The organism is Pseudocoprococcus catus (genome assembly GCF_019734885.1).
Taxonomy (GTDB): domain Bacteria; phylum Bacillota; class Clostridia; order Lachnospirales; family Lachnospiraceae; genus Coprococcus_A; species Coprococcus_A catus.
Map to the genome: position 1 here is coordinate 1 of NZ_JAAXCM010000041.1, position 14,823 is coordinate 14,823.

General features: G+C 41.5%; 13 protein-coding genes and 1 tRNA gene. 5 read left to right on the forward strand and 9 right to left on the reverse strand.

Features of this window, described 5'->3' with window-relative positions; translation table 11 throughout:
• Window positions 1-218: 218 nt before the first annotated feature.
• From HED67_RS11735 to HED67_RS11745, 3 genes are all read right to left on the reverse strand, one after another.
• Window positions 219-306, reverse strand: a tRNA-Ser gene (locus HED67_RS11735).
• Window positions 307-376: 70 nt separating this feature from the next.
• Complete coding sequence (locus tag HED67_RS11740; protein ID WP_221718436.1) at window positions 377-928, reverse strand: Fe-S-containing hydro-lyase; 552 nt, start codon at window positions 926-928, stop codon at window positions 377-379.
• 12 nt (window positions 929-940) lie between these two features.
• Window positions 941-1,783 (reverse strand): fumarate hydratase, encoded by an 843-nt coding sequence (locus tag HED67_RS11745; protein WP_221718415.1) that lies wholly within the window; start codon window positions 1,781-1,783, stop codon window positions 941-943.
• 154 nt (window positions 1,784-1,937) lie between these two features.
• On the opposite strand from HED67_RS11745, the gene HED67_RS11750 reads away from it, so the two are divergent.
• Window positions 1,938-3,212, forward strand: a complete 1,275-nt coding sequence (locus tag HED67_RS11750; RefSeq protein WP_221718416.1) for a chloride channel protein — start codon at window positions 1,938-1,940, stop codon at window positions 3,210-3,212.
• A gap of 145 nt (window positions 3,213-3,357) precedes the next feature.
• On the opposite strand, the gene gyrA is transcribed toward HED67_RS11750, so the two are convergent.
• The 6 genes from gyrA to dnaA all read right to left on the reverse strand — a co-directional run bounded on the left by gyrA (window position 3,358) and on the right by dnaA (window position 12,153).
• Complete coding sequence (gene gyrA / locus HED67_RS11755) at window positions 3,358-5,907, reverse strand: DNA gyrase subunit A (protein WP_221718417.1); 2,550 nt, start codon at window positions 5,905-5,907, stop codon at window positions 3,358-3,360.
• A gap of 35 nt (window positions 5,908-5,942) precedes the next feature.
• A complete protein-coding gene (gene gyrB / locus HED67_RS11760) occupies window positions 5,943-7,853 on the reverse strand; it encodes a DNA topoisomerase (ATP-hydrolyzing) subunit B (RefSeq protein ID WP_117528540.1) in 1,911 nt (636 codons plus the stop codon).
• Between the two features lie 17 nt (window positions 7,854-7,870).
• On the reverse strand, window positions 7,871-8,968 hold the full coding sequence (gene recF, locus HED67_RS11765) for a DNA replication/repair protein RecF (RefSeq protein WP_221718418.1): 1,098 nt from the start codon (window positions 8,966-8,968) through the stop codon (window positions 7,871-7,873).
• Window positions 8,969-8,971: 3 nt separating this feature from the next.
• Window positions 8,972-9,178 (reverse strand): RNA-binding S4 domain-containing protein, encoded by a 207-nt coding sequence (locus tag HED67_RS11770; RefSeq protein WP_015512994.1) that lies wholly within the window; start codon window positions 9,176-9,178, stop codon window positions 8,972-8,974.
• Between the two features lie 102 nt (window positions 9,179-9,280).
• A complete protein-coding gene (gene dnaN, locus HED67_RS11775) occupies window positions 9,281-10,384 on the reverse strand; it encodes a DNA polymerase III subunit beta (RefSeq protein ID WP_215633396.1) in 1,104 nt (367 codons plus the stop codon).
• Window positions 10,385-10,785: 401 nt separating this feature from the next.
• Window positions 10,786-12,153, reverse strand: a complete 1,368-nt coding sequence (gene dnaA / locus HED67_RS11780; protein WP_221718419.1) for a chromosomal replication initiator protein DnaA — start codon at window positions 12,151-12,153, stop codon at window positions 10,786-10,788.
• A gap of 536 nt (window positions 12,154-12,689) precedes the next feature.
• On the opposite strand from dnaA, the gene rpmH reads away from it, so the two are divergent.
• The 4 genes from rpmH to HED67_RS11800 all read left to right on the forward strand — a co-directional run bounded on the left by rpmH (window position 12,690) and on the right by HED67_RS11800 (window position 14,820).
• Window positions 12,690-12,824: a 50S ribosomal protein L34 gene (gene rpmH / locus HED67_RS11785; RefSeq protein WP_015512996.1), complete on the forward strand. Its 135-nt coding sequence runs from the start codon at window positions 12,690-12,692 to the stop codon at window positions 12,822-12,824.
• A gap of 126 nt (window positions 12,825-12,950) precedes the next feature.
• Window positions 12,951-13,310 carry a ribonuclease P protein component gene (gene rnpA, locus HED67_RS11790; RefSeq protein ID WP_215633398.1) on the forward strand — a complete coding sequence of 120 codons (360 nt, stop codon included), beginning with the start codon at window positions 12,951-12,953 and terminating at the stop codon, window positions 13,308-13,310.
• On the forward strand, window positions 13,303-13,512 hold the full coding sequence (yidD, locus tag HED67_RS11795) for a membrane protein insertion efficiency factor YidD (RefSeq protein WP_215633399.1): 210 nt from the start codon (window positions 13,303-13,305) through the stop codon (window positions 13,510-13,512). The genes rnpA and yidD overlap by 8 nt, the downstream gene beginning before the upstream one ends.
• 18 nt (window positions 13,513-13,530) lie before the next feature.
• On the forward strand, window positions 13,531-14,820 hold the full coding sequence (locus HED67_RS11800; RefSeq protein ID WP_221718420.1) for a YidC/Oxa1 family membrane protein insertase: 1,290 nt from the start codon (window positions 13,531-13,533) through the stop codon (window positions 14,818-14,820).
• Window positions 14,821-14,823 lie beyond the last annotated feature (3 nt).

Sequence of the window (14,823 nt, forward strand, 5' to 3'; positions counted from 1 at the left end):
CAGCTAGCTGTTATCTCTTCCCGTTTTACTTTGGTTTGTGTTCTTAAAAATTCTTTTTAGGAATTTTCGGGATTGTTCTATTATTTAGTTATCAATGTTCTTTTCTCTAAGTCAGTGTTTCGCACCGACCGTTATAGGATATCATTTCTTTCAAACTTTGTCAAGAACTTTTTTAATTTATTTTTAAAAGTTTTTGAAGCTTTCTGAAGTACATCCAACGGAGAAAGAGGGATTTGAACCCTCGCGCCGGTTGCCCGACCTACACCCTTAGCAGGGGCGCCTCTTCGGCCTCTTGAGTATTTCTCCAGTCACTCACCGTCACTGCAGTGAGCATTTGTTATTATACAGGTACTAAAACCTTTTGTCAACATCTTTTTTAAATTTTTCGATATTTTTTTGCTACATCCTCATACAGGTAACTGCCTTCACTGTCAATGACCACGATTGCAGGAAGATTCTCCACTTCCAACTTTCTGATTGCCTCTGTTCCGAGGTCATCGTAGGCAATCACCTTTGCTTTTTTAACTGCTTTAGACAAAAGTGCACCTGCACCCCCCACAGCTGCAAAGTAAACAGCACCATTTCTTACAATTGCTTCTCGTACTTCTGCAGAACGTTTTCCTTTTCCGATCATCCCTTTCAGTCCCTGATCCATGAGAAGCGGTGCATACTTATCCATTCTGCTGCTGGTTGTCGGTCCGGCTGAACCAATCGGACGGCCTTCTCTGGCTGGTGACGGTCCCATGTAATAAACAACATTATCCTTCAATGACATCGGTACTTCCTGGCCATTCTGAAGTGCTTCATACATTCTCTTATGAGCTGCATCCCTGGCAGTATAAATAGTACCTGATATATACACATAATCTCCGGCTTTCAGCGTTTTCACTTCATCTTCATTAAATGGTGCCTTTATATGTCTGTCCATCATCGCCGCCTCCTATAATTCTTTTGTCACATGTCGATTCACATGACAACATATATTGACTGCTACCGGCAATCCTGCAATATGTGTTGGATATGTCTCTATATTAACCGCAAATGCCGTCACTGTTCCACCGAGACCACCTGGTCCGATTCCCAACTGATTTACCTTATCCAGCATCTCTTCTTCCAACGCACGTACATAAGGTATATCAGAGTGTTCGCCTGCTGCCCTTGTCAGTGCATGCTTGGCCATGATGGCACATTTTTCAAAATCGCCGCCGACACCAACACCGATCACCATAGGCGGACAGGCATTCGGTCCTGCCAGATCAACTGTCTCTAAAATAACTTTCTTCACACCTTCTATACCATCTGCAGGCTTCAGCATCACCACCCGGCTCATATTCTCGCTGCCGAATCCTTTCGGAGCCAGTGTGATCTTAAATGTATCACCCTGAACAATAGAATAATGAATAATAGCCGGTGTATTATCATTCGTATTAATTCTTTCAACCGGATCACGGACAACGGATTTTCTCAGATAACCTTCAATATATCCCTGTCTGACACCTTCATTGATAGCATCCTCAAGACCGCCGTCAACAATATGAACTTCCTGTCCAATTTCCACAAAAACAACGGCCATGCCTGTATCCTGACAAATTGGGATCATATCTTCCCCTGCAATTTTAAGATTTTCACACAACTGCTCCAGAATCTGACGTCCGAGCGGAGATTCTTCCTTCTCCACACCTTTATAAAGTGCAGACTTCATGTCATCTGACAAATAATGGGTGGCCTGAATACACATTTCTTTGATACTGCTGATAATCGCATTACAACTGATTTCTCTCATAGCTTCCTCCGTAACTTTTTAAGCAGATAAATTTATTATATAATGACGTTTTTTTGATGTCAATAAGCTCAAAACCCCTTATTCCCTTGCATTTCAGTGCAACAATCACTATAATAAATTTATCTTTACTAAATCTTTAACAGGAGATAAAACGATGAATTTTAAAGACCACATGGAACATTTAAAAACATTTTTTACCCCATCTGTAAAAAATGTCATCTTACTGATCCGCTGGCTGATTACAGCCATCTTTACAGGCCTTCTCGTAGGAGCCGTCGGAACACTTTTTTATTATGCCATGAGTTTTGTGACCGGCTACCGAACCGCTCACCCCATACTCATTTACCTGCTGCCCTTTGCCGGTCTGCTGATTATTTTTCTCTACAGGGTAAGCGGTCAGTACAACAATACAGGAACCAATCTGGTTCTGTCCTCCATCCAGTCGGACAACCATATTTCTGTCAAAGTAGCACCACTGATCTTTGTATCGACGCTGATCACCCATCTGTTCGGCGGTTCAGCCGGTCGTGAAGGTGCTGCCCTGCAGATTGGCGGAAGTCTCGGTGATTTTCTGGCTCAGACCTTTCATTTTGATGAAAAAGATAAGAAACTGATGATTATGTGCGGCATGAGTGCCTGTTTCTCAGCTGTATTCGGTACCCCGATGGCTGCCGCAGTATTTTCCATGGAAGTCATCAGCATCGGCATTATGCATTATTCTGCCTTGGTACCATGTGTTATTTCATCTCTGACAGCTTCCATGCTGGCCAGACATTTTGGCGCTATGCCGGAAGTTTTTCCGATTACGGATCTCCCGGCTCTGACAGCCCTTACCGTTGCTCAGACAATTCTTGCTGCAGCTGCTTTTGCCGTCATCAGTGTTGTCTTCTGCATTGCCCTGCATCTGTCCGAGCATACATACAAGAAATACATTGCCAACCCGTATCTTCGCGTTTTTGTCGGTGGTTTAATTGTTGTTCTTCTGACACTGCTTTTACATACCAATGATTACAATGGTGCCGGCATGCCGATGATCGCCCGTTGCTTTGAAGGTTCTGTTCCGCCATGGGCGTTTATGATGAAGATTATTTTTACAGCAGCTACCCTGGGTGCCGGATTTAAAGGCGGTGAAATCGTTCCTTCGTTCTTTATCGGTGCCACTCTGGGCTGTGTCATCGGTCCAATCCTCGGTCTTCCTGCTGCTCTCTGCGCCGGCTGCGGTATGATCGGTGTGTTCTGCGGTGTGACCAACAGCCCGATTACCTCCCTGCTGATTTCCTTTGAACTGTTTGGCTTTGAAGGGATGCCTTATTATCTGATTACCATTGCTGTCAGCTATATGCTGTCCGGATACTATGGCCTTTACAGCAGTCAGAAGATTATTTACTCCAAGACAAGAACTGAATATATCGACGCCCACACACACTAGTCAGCCACTATTCCAAATGACCGAGTATTCTTTTCTTTCACTGACATCGAAACAAAGGGCCGCAGCATTTTCCTGATGCTGCGGCCCTTTTCCACATTTCTGCTTTTTCTTTGGGAACTTATCCCCAATTCAAAAGCTTTATACACTATTCTTTTTCATTTTCCTCAGAATTATCCACTGAATCATTTTCTGAAACATCAGCTATCTCCTCAGCACCTTCTGCCTGTTCGACTGAAGTCTCCTCATCGTCTTTCATATCTTCACGGATCTTTGCAATACTTGCAACTACAGAGCCTTCATCCAGCTGGATCAGTTTAACCCCTGAAGTGATACGCTTCAAAATAGAGATGCCTTCTACCGGCATACGGATAATAATACCGCCGGTTGTAATGATCATCAGCTCATCCTCTGCGTTGACACACTTTACGCCCACAACAAGACCTGTCTTATCTGTGATCTTATAGCATTTAAGTCCCTTGCCGCCGCGATTCTGAACATTAAATTCTTCCAGCATGGTTCGCTTTCCGAGACCTTTTTCGGATACGATAAGCACTGCTTCGCCCTGGCTGCTGACCTGCATGCCGACAATCAGATCATCCGCATCCAGATCCATGCCGATGACACCCATAGAAGTACGGCCTGTTGCACGAACATTATCCTGCTTGAAGCAGATACTCATACCCTTCTGGGAAACAAGATAAATCAAATCAGACTTATCTGTTACCTTAACTTCGATCAGTTCATCATCTTCACGCAGACCGATAGCCAGAAGGCCTGTCTTACGGACATTGATGTATTCCATGATAGACGTCTTCTTGACCATACCGTTCTTTGTAGCCATGAAAAGATATTTGTCATTCTCATATTTTTCAAGCGGAATGGTTGCTGTTACCTTTTCACCCGGCTCAAGCTGCAGCAGATTGATCAGTGCTGTACCTCTGGCAATACGGGATGCCTCCGGAATCTCATAGCCTTTCAGTCTGAATACACGGCCTTTATTAGTGAAGAACAGAATATAATCATGGGTGTTTGCCATCATCAACTCTGTAATGCAGTCTTCATCCAGCTTCGTCATACCTTTAATGCCTCGGCCACCGCGGTTCTGACTTCTGAAGTTATCCATGGTCATACGTTTAATATACCCCAGCTGAGTCATGGCAATGACTGTATTTTCGCGTTTGATCAGATCTTCAACGGTAATTTCGTCATCATCCACGCCCAGGGATGTTTTTCTGTCATCACCATATTTATCACGGATAAGCTTAATTTCTTCGCGGATCACGCCGAGAAGCAATTTTTCATCCGCAAGAATTGCTTTTAATTCGCCAATTCTCTTCATCAGTTCATTGTAGTCATTCTCAATCTTTTCTCTTTCCAGACCTGTCAAAGCTCTCAGACGCATATCAACGATGGCCTGAGCCTGAACCTCAGTCAGACCAAATGTTTCCATCAGCCGTGTTTTGGCCTCTGCAACATTTTTCGATGAACGGATAATGCTGATAACCTCATCAATATGGTCAAGAGCAATTAATAAGCCCTGTAAAATATGTGCACGTTCTTCCGCTTTATTTAATTCAAAACGTGTTCTTCGTGTCACAACTTCTTCCTGATGCTTCAGATACAGTTCAAGCATCTGTTTCAGATTCAGGATCATCGGCTGATTATTGACAAGCGCCAACATGATCACACCATACGTATCCTGCAGCTGGGTATGTTTATACAGCTGGTTCAGTACAACATTCGGATTAGCATCCTTTTTCAGTTCAATCACGACACGAAGGCCTTCACGGCTAGATTCATCTCGAAGATCAGAAATCCCTTCAATCCGTTTATCTTTTACCAGCTCGGCAATTTTTTCAATGAGTTTTGCCTTGTTGACCATATAAGGCAGCTCTGTGGCTACAATACGATGACGACCATTCGGCATTGTCTCGATATCCGTCACTGCTCTTACTTTTAATTTGCCGCGACCGGTACGGTAAGCCTGATTGATACCGTTTTTGCCAAGGATCATGGCACCTGTCGGGAAGTCCGGTCCCTTGATTATCTCCATCAGTTCTTCGATGGTTGTCTCACGATTTTCTTCCACACGATTATCAATGATCTTGATGACACCGTCAATGGTTTCACGCAAATTGTGCGGCGGAATATTCGTCGCCATACCAACAGCGATACCTGTTGTACCATTCACCAGCAGATTTGGATATCTGGACGGCAGTACAACCGGCTCTTTCTCTGTCTCATCAAAGTTCGGCTGAAAATCAACAGTGTCCTTGTTGATATCTGCCATCATTTCCATGGAAATTTTGCTGAGACGTGCCTCAGTGTATCGCATGGCTGCGGCGCCGTCGCCATCCATGGAGCCAAAGTTGCCGTGGCCATCTACCAGCGGATATCTTGTTGACCAGTCCTGAGCCATATTGACCAGTGCACCGTAGATAGATGAATCACCATGCGGATGGTATTTACCCATTGCATCACCGACGATACGCGCACATTTACGATGCGGCTTGTCAGGACCATTATTCAGCTCTATCATTGCGTAAAGTATTCGTCTCTGTACCGGTTTCAAACCGTCTCGGACATCCGGCAGAGCACGGGATGCAATAACGCTCATGGCATAGTCGATATAGAAGGTTTCCATTCTTTCCTTCAGATCGACCTCATGAATCTTATCGAAAATCTTATCGTCCATTCTCTTCCTCCATAATTCTTAACGCAGAACCTTTACTATATATCCAGATTTCTGACATATTTTGCATTCTTCTCTATAAATTCACGTCTCGGCTCAACTTTGTCACCCATCAAGACGCTGAAGGTCTCATCGATGCTGACTTTTTCAGCGTCATCCATGGAAACACGCATCAGAATACGTCTTTCAGGGTCCATGGTTGTCTCCCAAAGCTGTTCCGCATCCATCTCACCCAAACCTTTGTAACGCTGGATCTTGTTATTCTGATCACGTCCGATCTCTGTCAGGATCGCATTCAATTCATCATCACTGTAAGCATACCATTCCTTTTTGTTTCGCTCAATCTTATAAAGCGGCGGCTTTGCAAGATAAACATAACCTTCACGGATCAGATCCGGCATAAAGCGATAAAGGAATGTCAGAAGCAGTGTACTGATATGTGCACCATCCACATCGGCATCCGTCATGATGATAATCTTATGATAACGCAGCTTGGTGATATCAAAATCTTCATGGATACCTGTACCAAAAGCCGTGATCATGGCTTTAATCTCATTGTTGACAAGAATCTTATCCAGACGTGCTTTTTCAACATTCAAAATCTTACCTCTCAGAGGCAGGATGGCCTGTGTGGCTCTTGAACGTGCTGTCTTTGCGGAACCGCCGGCGGAATCACCCTCGACAATGTAAATCTCACATTTCGCAGGATCTTTATCTGAACAGTCTGCCAGTTTGCCCGGAAGACTCATACTGTCTAAGGCACCTTTTCTTCTTGTCAAATCTCTGGCTTTTCTTGCTGCATCTCTGGCTCTCTGTGCCATGACAGATTTCTCCACAATCAGCTTGCCGATGGCCGGATTCTGCTCAAGAAATACACTAAGCTTGTCGCTGACAATACTCTCAACGGCTCCTCTTGCTTCGGAGTTGCCCAGTTTCTGCTTTGTCTGACCTTCAAACTGAGGCTCCCCGATCTTGATGCTGACAATGGCCGTAAGGCCTTCACGGATATCTTCACCTGTCAGACTCTGTTCGTTGTCTTTCAGAAGCTTATTCTTTCTGGCATAATCATTAAATGTCTTGGTCAGTGCACTTCGCATACCCACCAGATGGGTACCGCCTTCAGGCGTCGTAATATTATTGACGAAACTGTAAACATTTTCATTGTAGCCGTCATTATGCTGAAGTGCAACTTCCACAAGTACGCCGTCTTTTTCACCTTCACAGTAAATAATCTCATCATACAGCGGTGTATTGGCCTTGTTCAGATAAGCCACATACTCGCGGATACCGCCTTCATAGTGGAAAGAGGACAAAATCGGCTCTTCCTCACGGACATCTGTCAGAGAGATACGAAGTCCCTTTGTCAGAAAAGCAATTTCTCTCAGACGCTGTTTCAGTACTTTATAATCAAAAACTGTTTCTTCAAATATTTCTTTATCCGGCAGGAAATGGACCGTTGTTCCTCTCTTCTCTGTCGGACCGATCTTCTGCAGTTCACACATGACTTTACCGCGTTCATAACGCTGATAATATTCATAACCATCTACATAAACATTGACTTCAAGCCATTCGGACAGGGCATTAACAACCGATGCACCGACACCATGAAGTCCGCCGGATACCTTATATCCGCCGCCGCCGAATTTACCGCCGGCATGAAGAATGGTAAATACAACTTCTACCGCTGGTTTATGGGCTTTTGCTTGTATACCGACCGGTATACCACGTCCGTTGTCGACAACTGTAATGGAATTGTCTTTATTAATGGTCACCTCAATATGATCACAGTAACCGGCAAGGGCCTCATCGACGGAATTGTCAACAATCTCATATACCAGATGATGAAGTCCCTTCGCTGAGGTACTGCCAATATACATACCCGGTCTCTTTCTAACTGCTTCAAGCCCTTCCAATATCTGAATCTGACTTGCGCCGTATCCTTCACTCATATCTCAAACCTCCTGCTTTATCCTACTACCTCATTGACAAAATCAACTGTTCCATCCGTCACTTTAAAGATGCGGTCTATGTTAAATCTGTGATTGACAAATTCATCCAGACCCGTACACGTGATCACGGTCTGAATATCTTTAATGCAGTCCAGCAGATAATTCTGTCTGGAACTGTCAAGTTCCGACAAAACATCATCCAGCAATAATACCGGTTCACCCCCGATACTCTGACGCACCAGTTCAATCTCAGCCAGTTTCAGGGACAATGCTGCTGTCCTCTGCTGCCCCTGTGAACCAAATTTGCGAATATCCACATTTCCGACCATAAACAGAAAATCATCTCTGTGCGGTCCTGTTCCTGACATTTTCATCCGGATATCCTGCTCTCTTCTGGATAACAGTGCACGCTCGAAATCCTCCGGCTCTGTACTCGGCTGATAAACAAGCTGAAGCTTTTCTCTGTTGCCGGTGAGCCTTCCGTGAATCTGCTCCAGCCATTCATTCAACTGCGCAATAAACAGTTTTCTTGTCTCAATGACTTTTCTGCCATAATTCACCATCTGCATATCCCATATATCAAGTGTATCCTTTAATGCAGAATCAAAACCTATCTGCTTGAGAAGATTATTTCTCTGGTTCACAATTTTGTTGTAATTGGAAATATTATGTAGATAAACTTTATCCAGCTGACACAATTCGAGATCGAGAAAGCGTCGTCTCTCCCCCGGGCCATTTTTAATCATGGCCAGATCTTCCGGTGAAAAACAGATCATATGCACAAGACCAAACAATTCCCCGGATTTTCTGATAGGAATGCCATCAATGGCAATCCCTTTTGATTTATTCTTCTTCAGGTGCATGTCGATCTTATGCCGTACATGCTCCTTGGAAAGCAGCATCCGAATATGAGCTTCTTCTTCACCAAACCGAATAATTTCACGATCCCGACTGCCCCTGTGGGACTTTGTTGTTGCACACATATAAAGTGCTTCCAGCACATTCGTCTTTCCCTGAGCATTATCTCCGAAAAAAATATTAATGCCCGGACTTAAATTAACTGAAAGATGTGCATAATTTCTGTAATTCTCCAATGCCAGCGATTCTACATACATACTCTATACAACTTCTATCTTTTCATTTTCAAATTCAACAATATCACCCGACACGATTTTTTTGCCGCGCATATAACAAACTTTACCGTTGACTTTCACAAGTCCTTCCTGAACAACAATCTTGGCATCCACGCCGGATCCTACCAGACCGGTTGCTTTCAAAAGCTGTCCAAGTTTAATATGTTCATCCTTTAATCCAAATGTCTGCATCATTCTACTCCTTATTTATTCCTGTATATTTTGAGTCAAGCAACTGACAAAATGCAACACATTTTATGTCAGCTTTATGAGATGATGCTTGACTCTGAACAATTACATGTTGAAACTGATCGGCAAAACAAGGTAGATATAAGACTGTTCATCATTTTTGATGATAAAAGGTGCCTTTGGATTCACCAGATACATGGTAATCTCCTCATCATCAATAACACGCAGTGCATCCAGGATAAATTTCGGATTAAATCCAATCATGATATCCCGTCCTTCTTTGCTGATATCAATATCTTCATTCATGGAACCCATGGCCGACTGTATCTTCATCTCCATGGAACCATCTGTTACATTGATAATAATCGGTTTTCTTTCACTTTCACGAATCAAAAGAGACGCACGTTCAATACATCCCTGCAGCTCTTTTTTGTTAATGGTTATTTTGGTATTGTAATCACTGGAAATCATCTTGTCAATCTGGAAGTATTCCCCTTCCAGAAGGCGTGATACAACCACTGTCTGATCAAATTCAAACAGCACGTGTCTGTCGGTAAAATAAATACGGACATCATCTTCCATATCACCGAATAAAATCTTACTGATCTCATTCAATGTTTTTCCAGGAATAACTGCTTTGATCGGATCATAAGATTCTTTAAGTGTAATTTTACGGATAGAGATTCTCTGTCCGTCCAGAGATACGAGACGCAGTTGATCCTGATCAATCTGCAAAAGTTCACCGGACATCATTCGATTACTTTCGTTATCAGCAATTGAAAAAATCGTCTGTCTGATGATCTCTTTTAATGAAAACTGGGAAAGTGTAATAAAATGATTTTTTTCGATTTCAGGTAAAGCCACAAAATCTTCACCATCTTTACCGGCAATGTTGAATTTTGCTTTTTCACATTTAATCAGTGCTTTATTATTGCTGTCTGTTTCGATGGTAACTTCACTGTCAGGGAGTTTTCTGATAATCTCAGAAAACAATTTTGCCTCCAAAGCAATACATCCTTTGTCAAGCACATCGCCATCAATGGTTGTTTCAATACCAAGATCCATATCATTGGCTGTTAATTTGATGACCCCAGAAGTTGTATCGATCAGTATGCATTCAAGAATAGGCATTGTTGTTCTTGCAGGTACTGCTTTTAATACCGTATTCACACCTGTCAGCAATGCTGATTTATTACAAATGATTTTCATATGTTGATACATCCTTTCGTATATTCTATATAAAGGTGGTGTTATCCACAAAAGTTGTAGTCATAAAAAAAAGAGGAGTGCATATACATAAATATATAAATGATAATGTTGTAGTAGTTGTAGGGGGCGTTTATAATGTGGATAAGCGCGGAACCCTTGATAAATGCTGGCTTTTTTAATGAAATGACTGTGTATAACTATTGGAAAAAATCAGGATAACATGGTGTTTTTCCACAATTTTTAAAATCGCGTCCCGCTTCGCGGGAAAGGTAAAAAATGAGTATCCACCGGCTGTCCACTGTACTATCCACAGGTTATTCACAGCGCGAATAACCCATCAACAAATTGTGGATAACTCCTGTGGAAATTCGGTGGAAAACTCGTTTTATCCAGAGTTTATGCTACTTTGGAGGGTTTAATTTCTTGGTGATAATATCGATAGTACTGCGCAGCTGCTCATCTTTCTCGAGATCTGTCTTAATCTTTTTGATACCATGAAGAACGGTTGTATGATCTTTATTGCCCAGAGCAGCACCAATGGCTGCCAGCGAAAGACCGGTGTATTTTTCGCAAAGATACATACAAATCTGACGAGGATATGAGATATCACGGCTGCGGTTTTTACCAAGAATATCATCTTTTGTTACCTTATAATTATAATGTTCAGTTACAGTCTCAATAATAACTTCCGGAGTGATCGGCCTTGCTTCATCCGGCGCAATAATATCCTTTAAAGCTTCCCGTGCCAGATCAGTATCAATTTTATCAGCATGTTTCAAACGAGAGAAGTTATAAATTTGGCGAAGTGCACCTTCAAGTTCTCGTATATTGGAGCTGATATGATCAGCAACATAATGGAGAGCATCTACTTCTATATTAATATGTTCAAGTTCTGCTCTTTTTACAAGGATAGCAACACGTGTTTCATAGTCCGGCGGCTGAACATCAACAGTCAGTCCGACTTTGAATCGTGAGATCAGACGGTCTTCAACACCGACGATATCCTTTGGTGGTTTATCGGATGAAATAACGATCTGTTTCTTATTTTCATATAAGGTATTAAATGTATGGAAAAATTCTTCCATTGTACTGTCTTTGCCGGCAATGAACTGGATATCATCAATCAGAAGCATATCAATATTCCGGTACTTGTTTTTAAATGCTTCCTGAGTTTTGTTCTTGATGGCTGAAATCAGTTCATTGGAGAAGGTTTCTGTTGTTGTGTAAATAATTTTGTAATCAGGGTTGTAGGAAAGAATGTAATGTGCAATGGAATGCATTAAATGTGTTTTTCCAAGTCCTACACCACCATAGATGAACAATGGATTGCCGTAATCTCCGGGATCTGAGGCGACAGCCAGAGCTGTTGCATGGGCAAGTTCATTGTTTTTACCAACGACGAAAGTGTCAAATGTGTAATTAGGATTCAGCGTTTTGTTAGTAATGATCGACGCAGCAGGTTTTTTCTCCGGCTCTACAGTCTGGTTGGCCTCAATTTTGCCAAGTTCTTCACTGGTCGTGATATGAATATCATAAACGTCATTAAAATACTCTGAAATAGTGACTTTCAGAGGCTGTTCGAACTTTTTCTTTATATAGCTGCACATTTGCTCCAGTTCGTTGTTGACGAGAATGGTAATCGTATGACCTTCGACAGAATAGACAGTTAAAGGTTTAATCCATGTGTTAAAAGCAACGGGAGAAATGTCATGCTCAATTCTCATAATATCCAGTATTTGATCCCAGTTTTCTCGAATTTTATTAATCACGATAATCCCCCTAATTATAGTTTACTTACTAAATATTTTATAACATTTTAAATTTTTTTACAATGCTTTTGACGAAATCTTGTGTGGAAATTGTGGATAACTTTTATCCACCAGTGTGTATAAAATGAAAAAATGCCCCAGAGGTTTACATAAGAATAGTCGAAAAATGTGGAAAAAAATAATCTGTGTATAAGTTATTCAAATTATTCACATCCTTTAAAGGTGCATAAACACTGAAAATCTGGTAGTTATCCTGTATTAATCCACAAGTTATCCACAAGTTATCCACTTTTTGTGGATAAGGTTGTGAAAAACAAAATTTTTCCACAACCAGTAGTTAGTAAATTGTGGATAAATCTACATGTTACCTATATGTCGATAGGTCGTGGAAAACGCTGTAAAAAATCATAAAAAAAATAATTGTTTTACTTGACGGAATGGTGGCAAACTAATATAATAGAATAGATTAGATAATACAATAACGTTAGTCTGTAAAAATATAGACTACGCAGGAAAAATAAAGGAGGTGTATACCTATGAAGATGACATTCCAGCCAAAGACAAGACAGAGATCTAAAGTACACGGCTTCAGAAAGAGAATGAGCACTGCTAACGGCAGAAAAGTTTTAGCAGCTAGAAGAGCTAAAGGAAGAAAAGTTTTATCAGCATAATTGTACCGTTTGATATGGTATCATAGATGTCAGCTTAGGCCGCAGATTTGTGGCCTTTTTCTTTCTTATTCGGGATGATTCGATGATAACCATGACATATTTTTTGGAGAGAAATGGAAGAATAGAATGGAATTTTCAGAATCATTAAAGAAAAACAGGGATTTTAAAACTGTATATAGTAATGGAAAGTCACGTGCGAATAAGTATCTGGTCATGTACGTGATGAAGAATGGAACAGAGAAGAACAGAATTGGCATATCTGTCAGTAAAAAGGTTGGTAATAGTGTTGTCAGACATCATCTGACACGTTTGATCAGAGAAATTTATCGTTTAAATGAACATTATTTTAAAAAGGGACTGGATATCATTTTTATTGTTCGTGTCAATGCAAAGAGCATCGATTATCATACACTGGAGAAGGCGTTGATACATGTGGCTGGTATTCACAGAGTTTTGGAAAAGAGCAGTAATGGGCAAAATGAGTAGAGTTTTAATAGCAATGATCAGATTTTACAGAAAGTATATATCGCCGATGAAAAGGGGATGCTGTATTTATATTCCGACCTGCTCGCAGTATGCAATTGAAGCTATTACGAAGTATGGTGCTGTTAAAGGGAGTTATCTGACAGCCAGAAGGATTTTAAGGTGTCATCCGTTTGCGAAGGGTGGTTACGATCCTGTTCCATAGACCAAGGAGGGCAATACGTTGAGTATTTTAGTTTTGACACAGACCGGGGGCATTTTAAAGCCTTTTGCAATTATCCTCGGTTTTATTATGAACTACATTTACCGATTCCTTCAGATTTTCGGTATTAATAATGTAGGTCTGACGATTATTTTGTTTACGTTGGTTATCAATGTGCTGATGATTCCGTTAACAGTCAAGCAGCAGAAGTTTTCGAAGATGTCTTCTTTGATGAACCCTGAACTTCAGAAGGTTCAGAAGAAGTATCAGAACCGTAAAGATGAAAAGTCTATGCGTATGATGCAGGCTGAGACACAGGCTATTTATGATAAGTATGGTGCGAGTCCCACAGGCGGATGTCTGCCAATGCTGATCCAGCTGCCTATCCTGTTCGCATTGTATCGTGTTATCTATAATGTTCCGGCTTATGTTGAACCGGTACGTGAAATTTATGAACATATTGCCCAGCCAATCATGAGTGCATCAGGTGCCGGTGATATTATGACAACTCTGATTCAGGAAATGAGTCTGAGAGTTACAAACTTTGATATTACAGATATCGACAAAGTAATTGATGCACTTTACGTTGTTAAAAGTACAGGATGGAGCATAATCAGTGATGCATTTTCAGGCAATGCTGATGTTGTGAATGCAATTTCTCAGTATTCTACAGAGATTATCAGAATGAATAGTCTTCCTGGTGGTCTGAATATCGCAGATGCGCCTGTTATTTTCAGCAAGGGTATCAGTGGTATTTTCCCAGGTGTTCTTATTCCGATCCTTGCAGGTGTTTCACAGTGGGCGAACCTGAAAGTGTCCCAGAGAAATCAGCCGAAACCGGATCTGGATTCAACAATGGGCAGCACCATGAATACGATGAACATGATGATGCCGCTGATGTCAGTATTTTTCTGTATCACACTTCCTTCCGGTATGGGCCTTTACTGGATTGCAAGTGCTGTATTCAGAACAATCATTTATCTGTTTATTGATAAATTCTTCAATAATAAGAGTGTAGATGAAATTATAGAAGCAAATAAAGAAAAGGCTGCAAAGAAAGCTGAAAAACGCGGTGAGCAGAATGCTAAGCTTGAAGAATATGCGGCCATGAAGACAAAGAATATCGATCGTCGTTCAATTTCCCAGATTGCCAATACCAATAAGGGGGATACCGATTCAAAGACAGCAGTAAAGAGCAGTTCAGGTTCTTCAAGCAGCAAAGGCAGCAAGAAGGTTGACAAGAACAGTGCAGAGGCTGATAAAAAGTCTATTTCCGGATATGCACATATGCTGAATCGACATGACGATTAATTT

What these genes read in the sequence shown, in the direction of transcription:
- dnaN (WP_215633396.1), bottom strand. Translation starts at nt 10,384, where the DNA reads ATGAAAATCATTTGTAATAAATCAGCATTGCTGACAGGTGTGAATACG.
- rnpA (WP_215633398.1), top strand. Translation starts at nt 12,951, where the DNA reads ATGGAATTTTCAGAATCATTAAAGAAAAACAGGGATTTTAAAACTGTA.
- HED67_RS11745 (WP_221718415.1), bottom strand. Translation starts at nt 1,783, where the DNA reads ATGAGAGAAATCAGTTGTAATGCGATTATCAGCAGTATCAAAGAAATG.
- yidD (WP_215633399.1), top strand. Translation starts at nt 13,303, where the DNA reads ATGAGTAGAGTTTTAATAGCAATGATCAGATTTTACAGAAAGTATATA.
- gyrB (WP_117528540.1), bottom strand. Translation starts at nt 7,853, where the DNA reads ATGAGTGAAGGATACGGCGCAAGTCAGATTCAGATATTGGAAGGGCTT.
- recF (WP_221718418.1), bottom strand. Translation starts at nt 8,968, where the DNA reads ATGTATGTAGAATCGCTGGCATTGGAGAATTACAGAAATTATGCACAT.
- rpmH (WP_015512996.1), top strand. Translation starts at nt 12,690, where the DNA reads ATGAAGATGACATTCCAGCCAAAGACAAGACAGAGATCTAAAGTACAC.
- HED67_RS11750 (WP_221718416.1), top strand. Translation starts at nt 1,938, where the DNA reads ATGAATTTTAAAGACCACATGGAACATTTAAAAACATTTTTTACCCCA.
- gyrA (WP_221718417.1), bottom strand. Translation starts at nt 5,907, where the DNA reads ATGGACGATAAGATTTTCGATAAGATTCATGAGGTCGATCTGAAGGAA.
- HED67_RS11770 (WP_015512994.1), bottom strand. Translation starts at nt 9,178, where the DNA reads ATGCAGACATTTGGATTAAAGGATGAACATATTAAACTTGGACAGCTT.
- HED67_RS11740 (WP_221718436.1), bottom strand. Translation starts at nt 928, where the DNA reads ATGGACAGACATATAAAGGCACCATTTAATGAAGATGAAGTGAAAACG.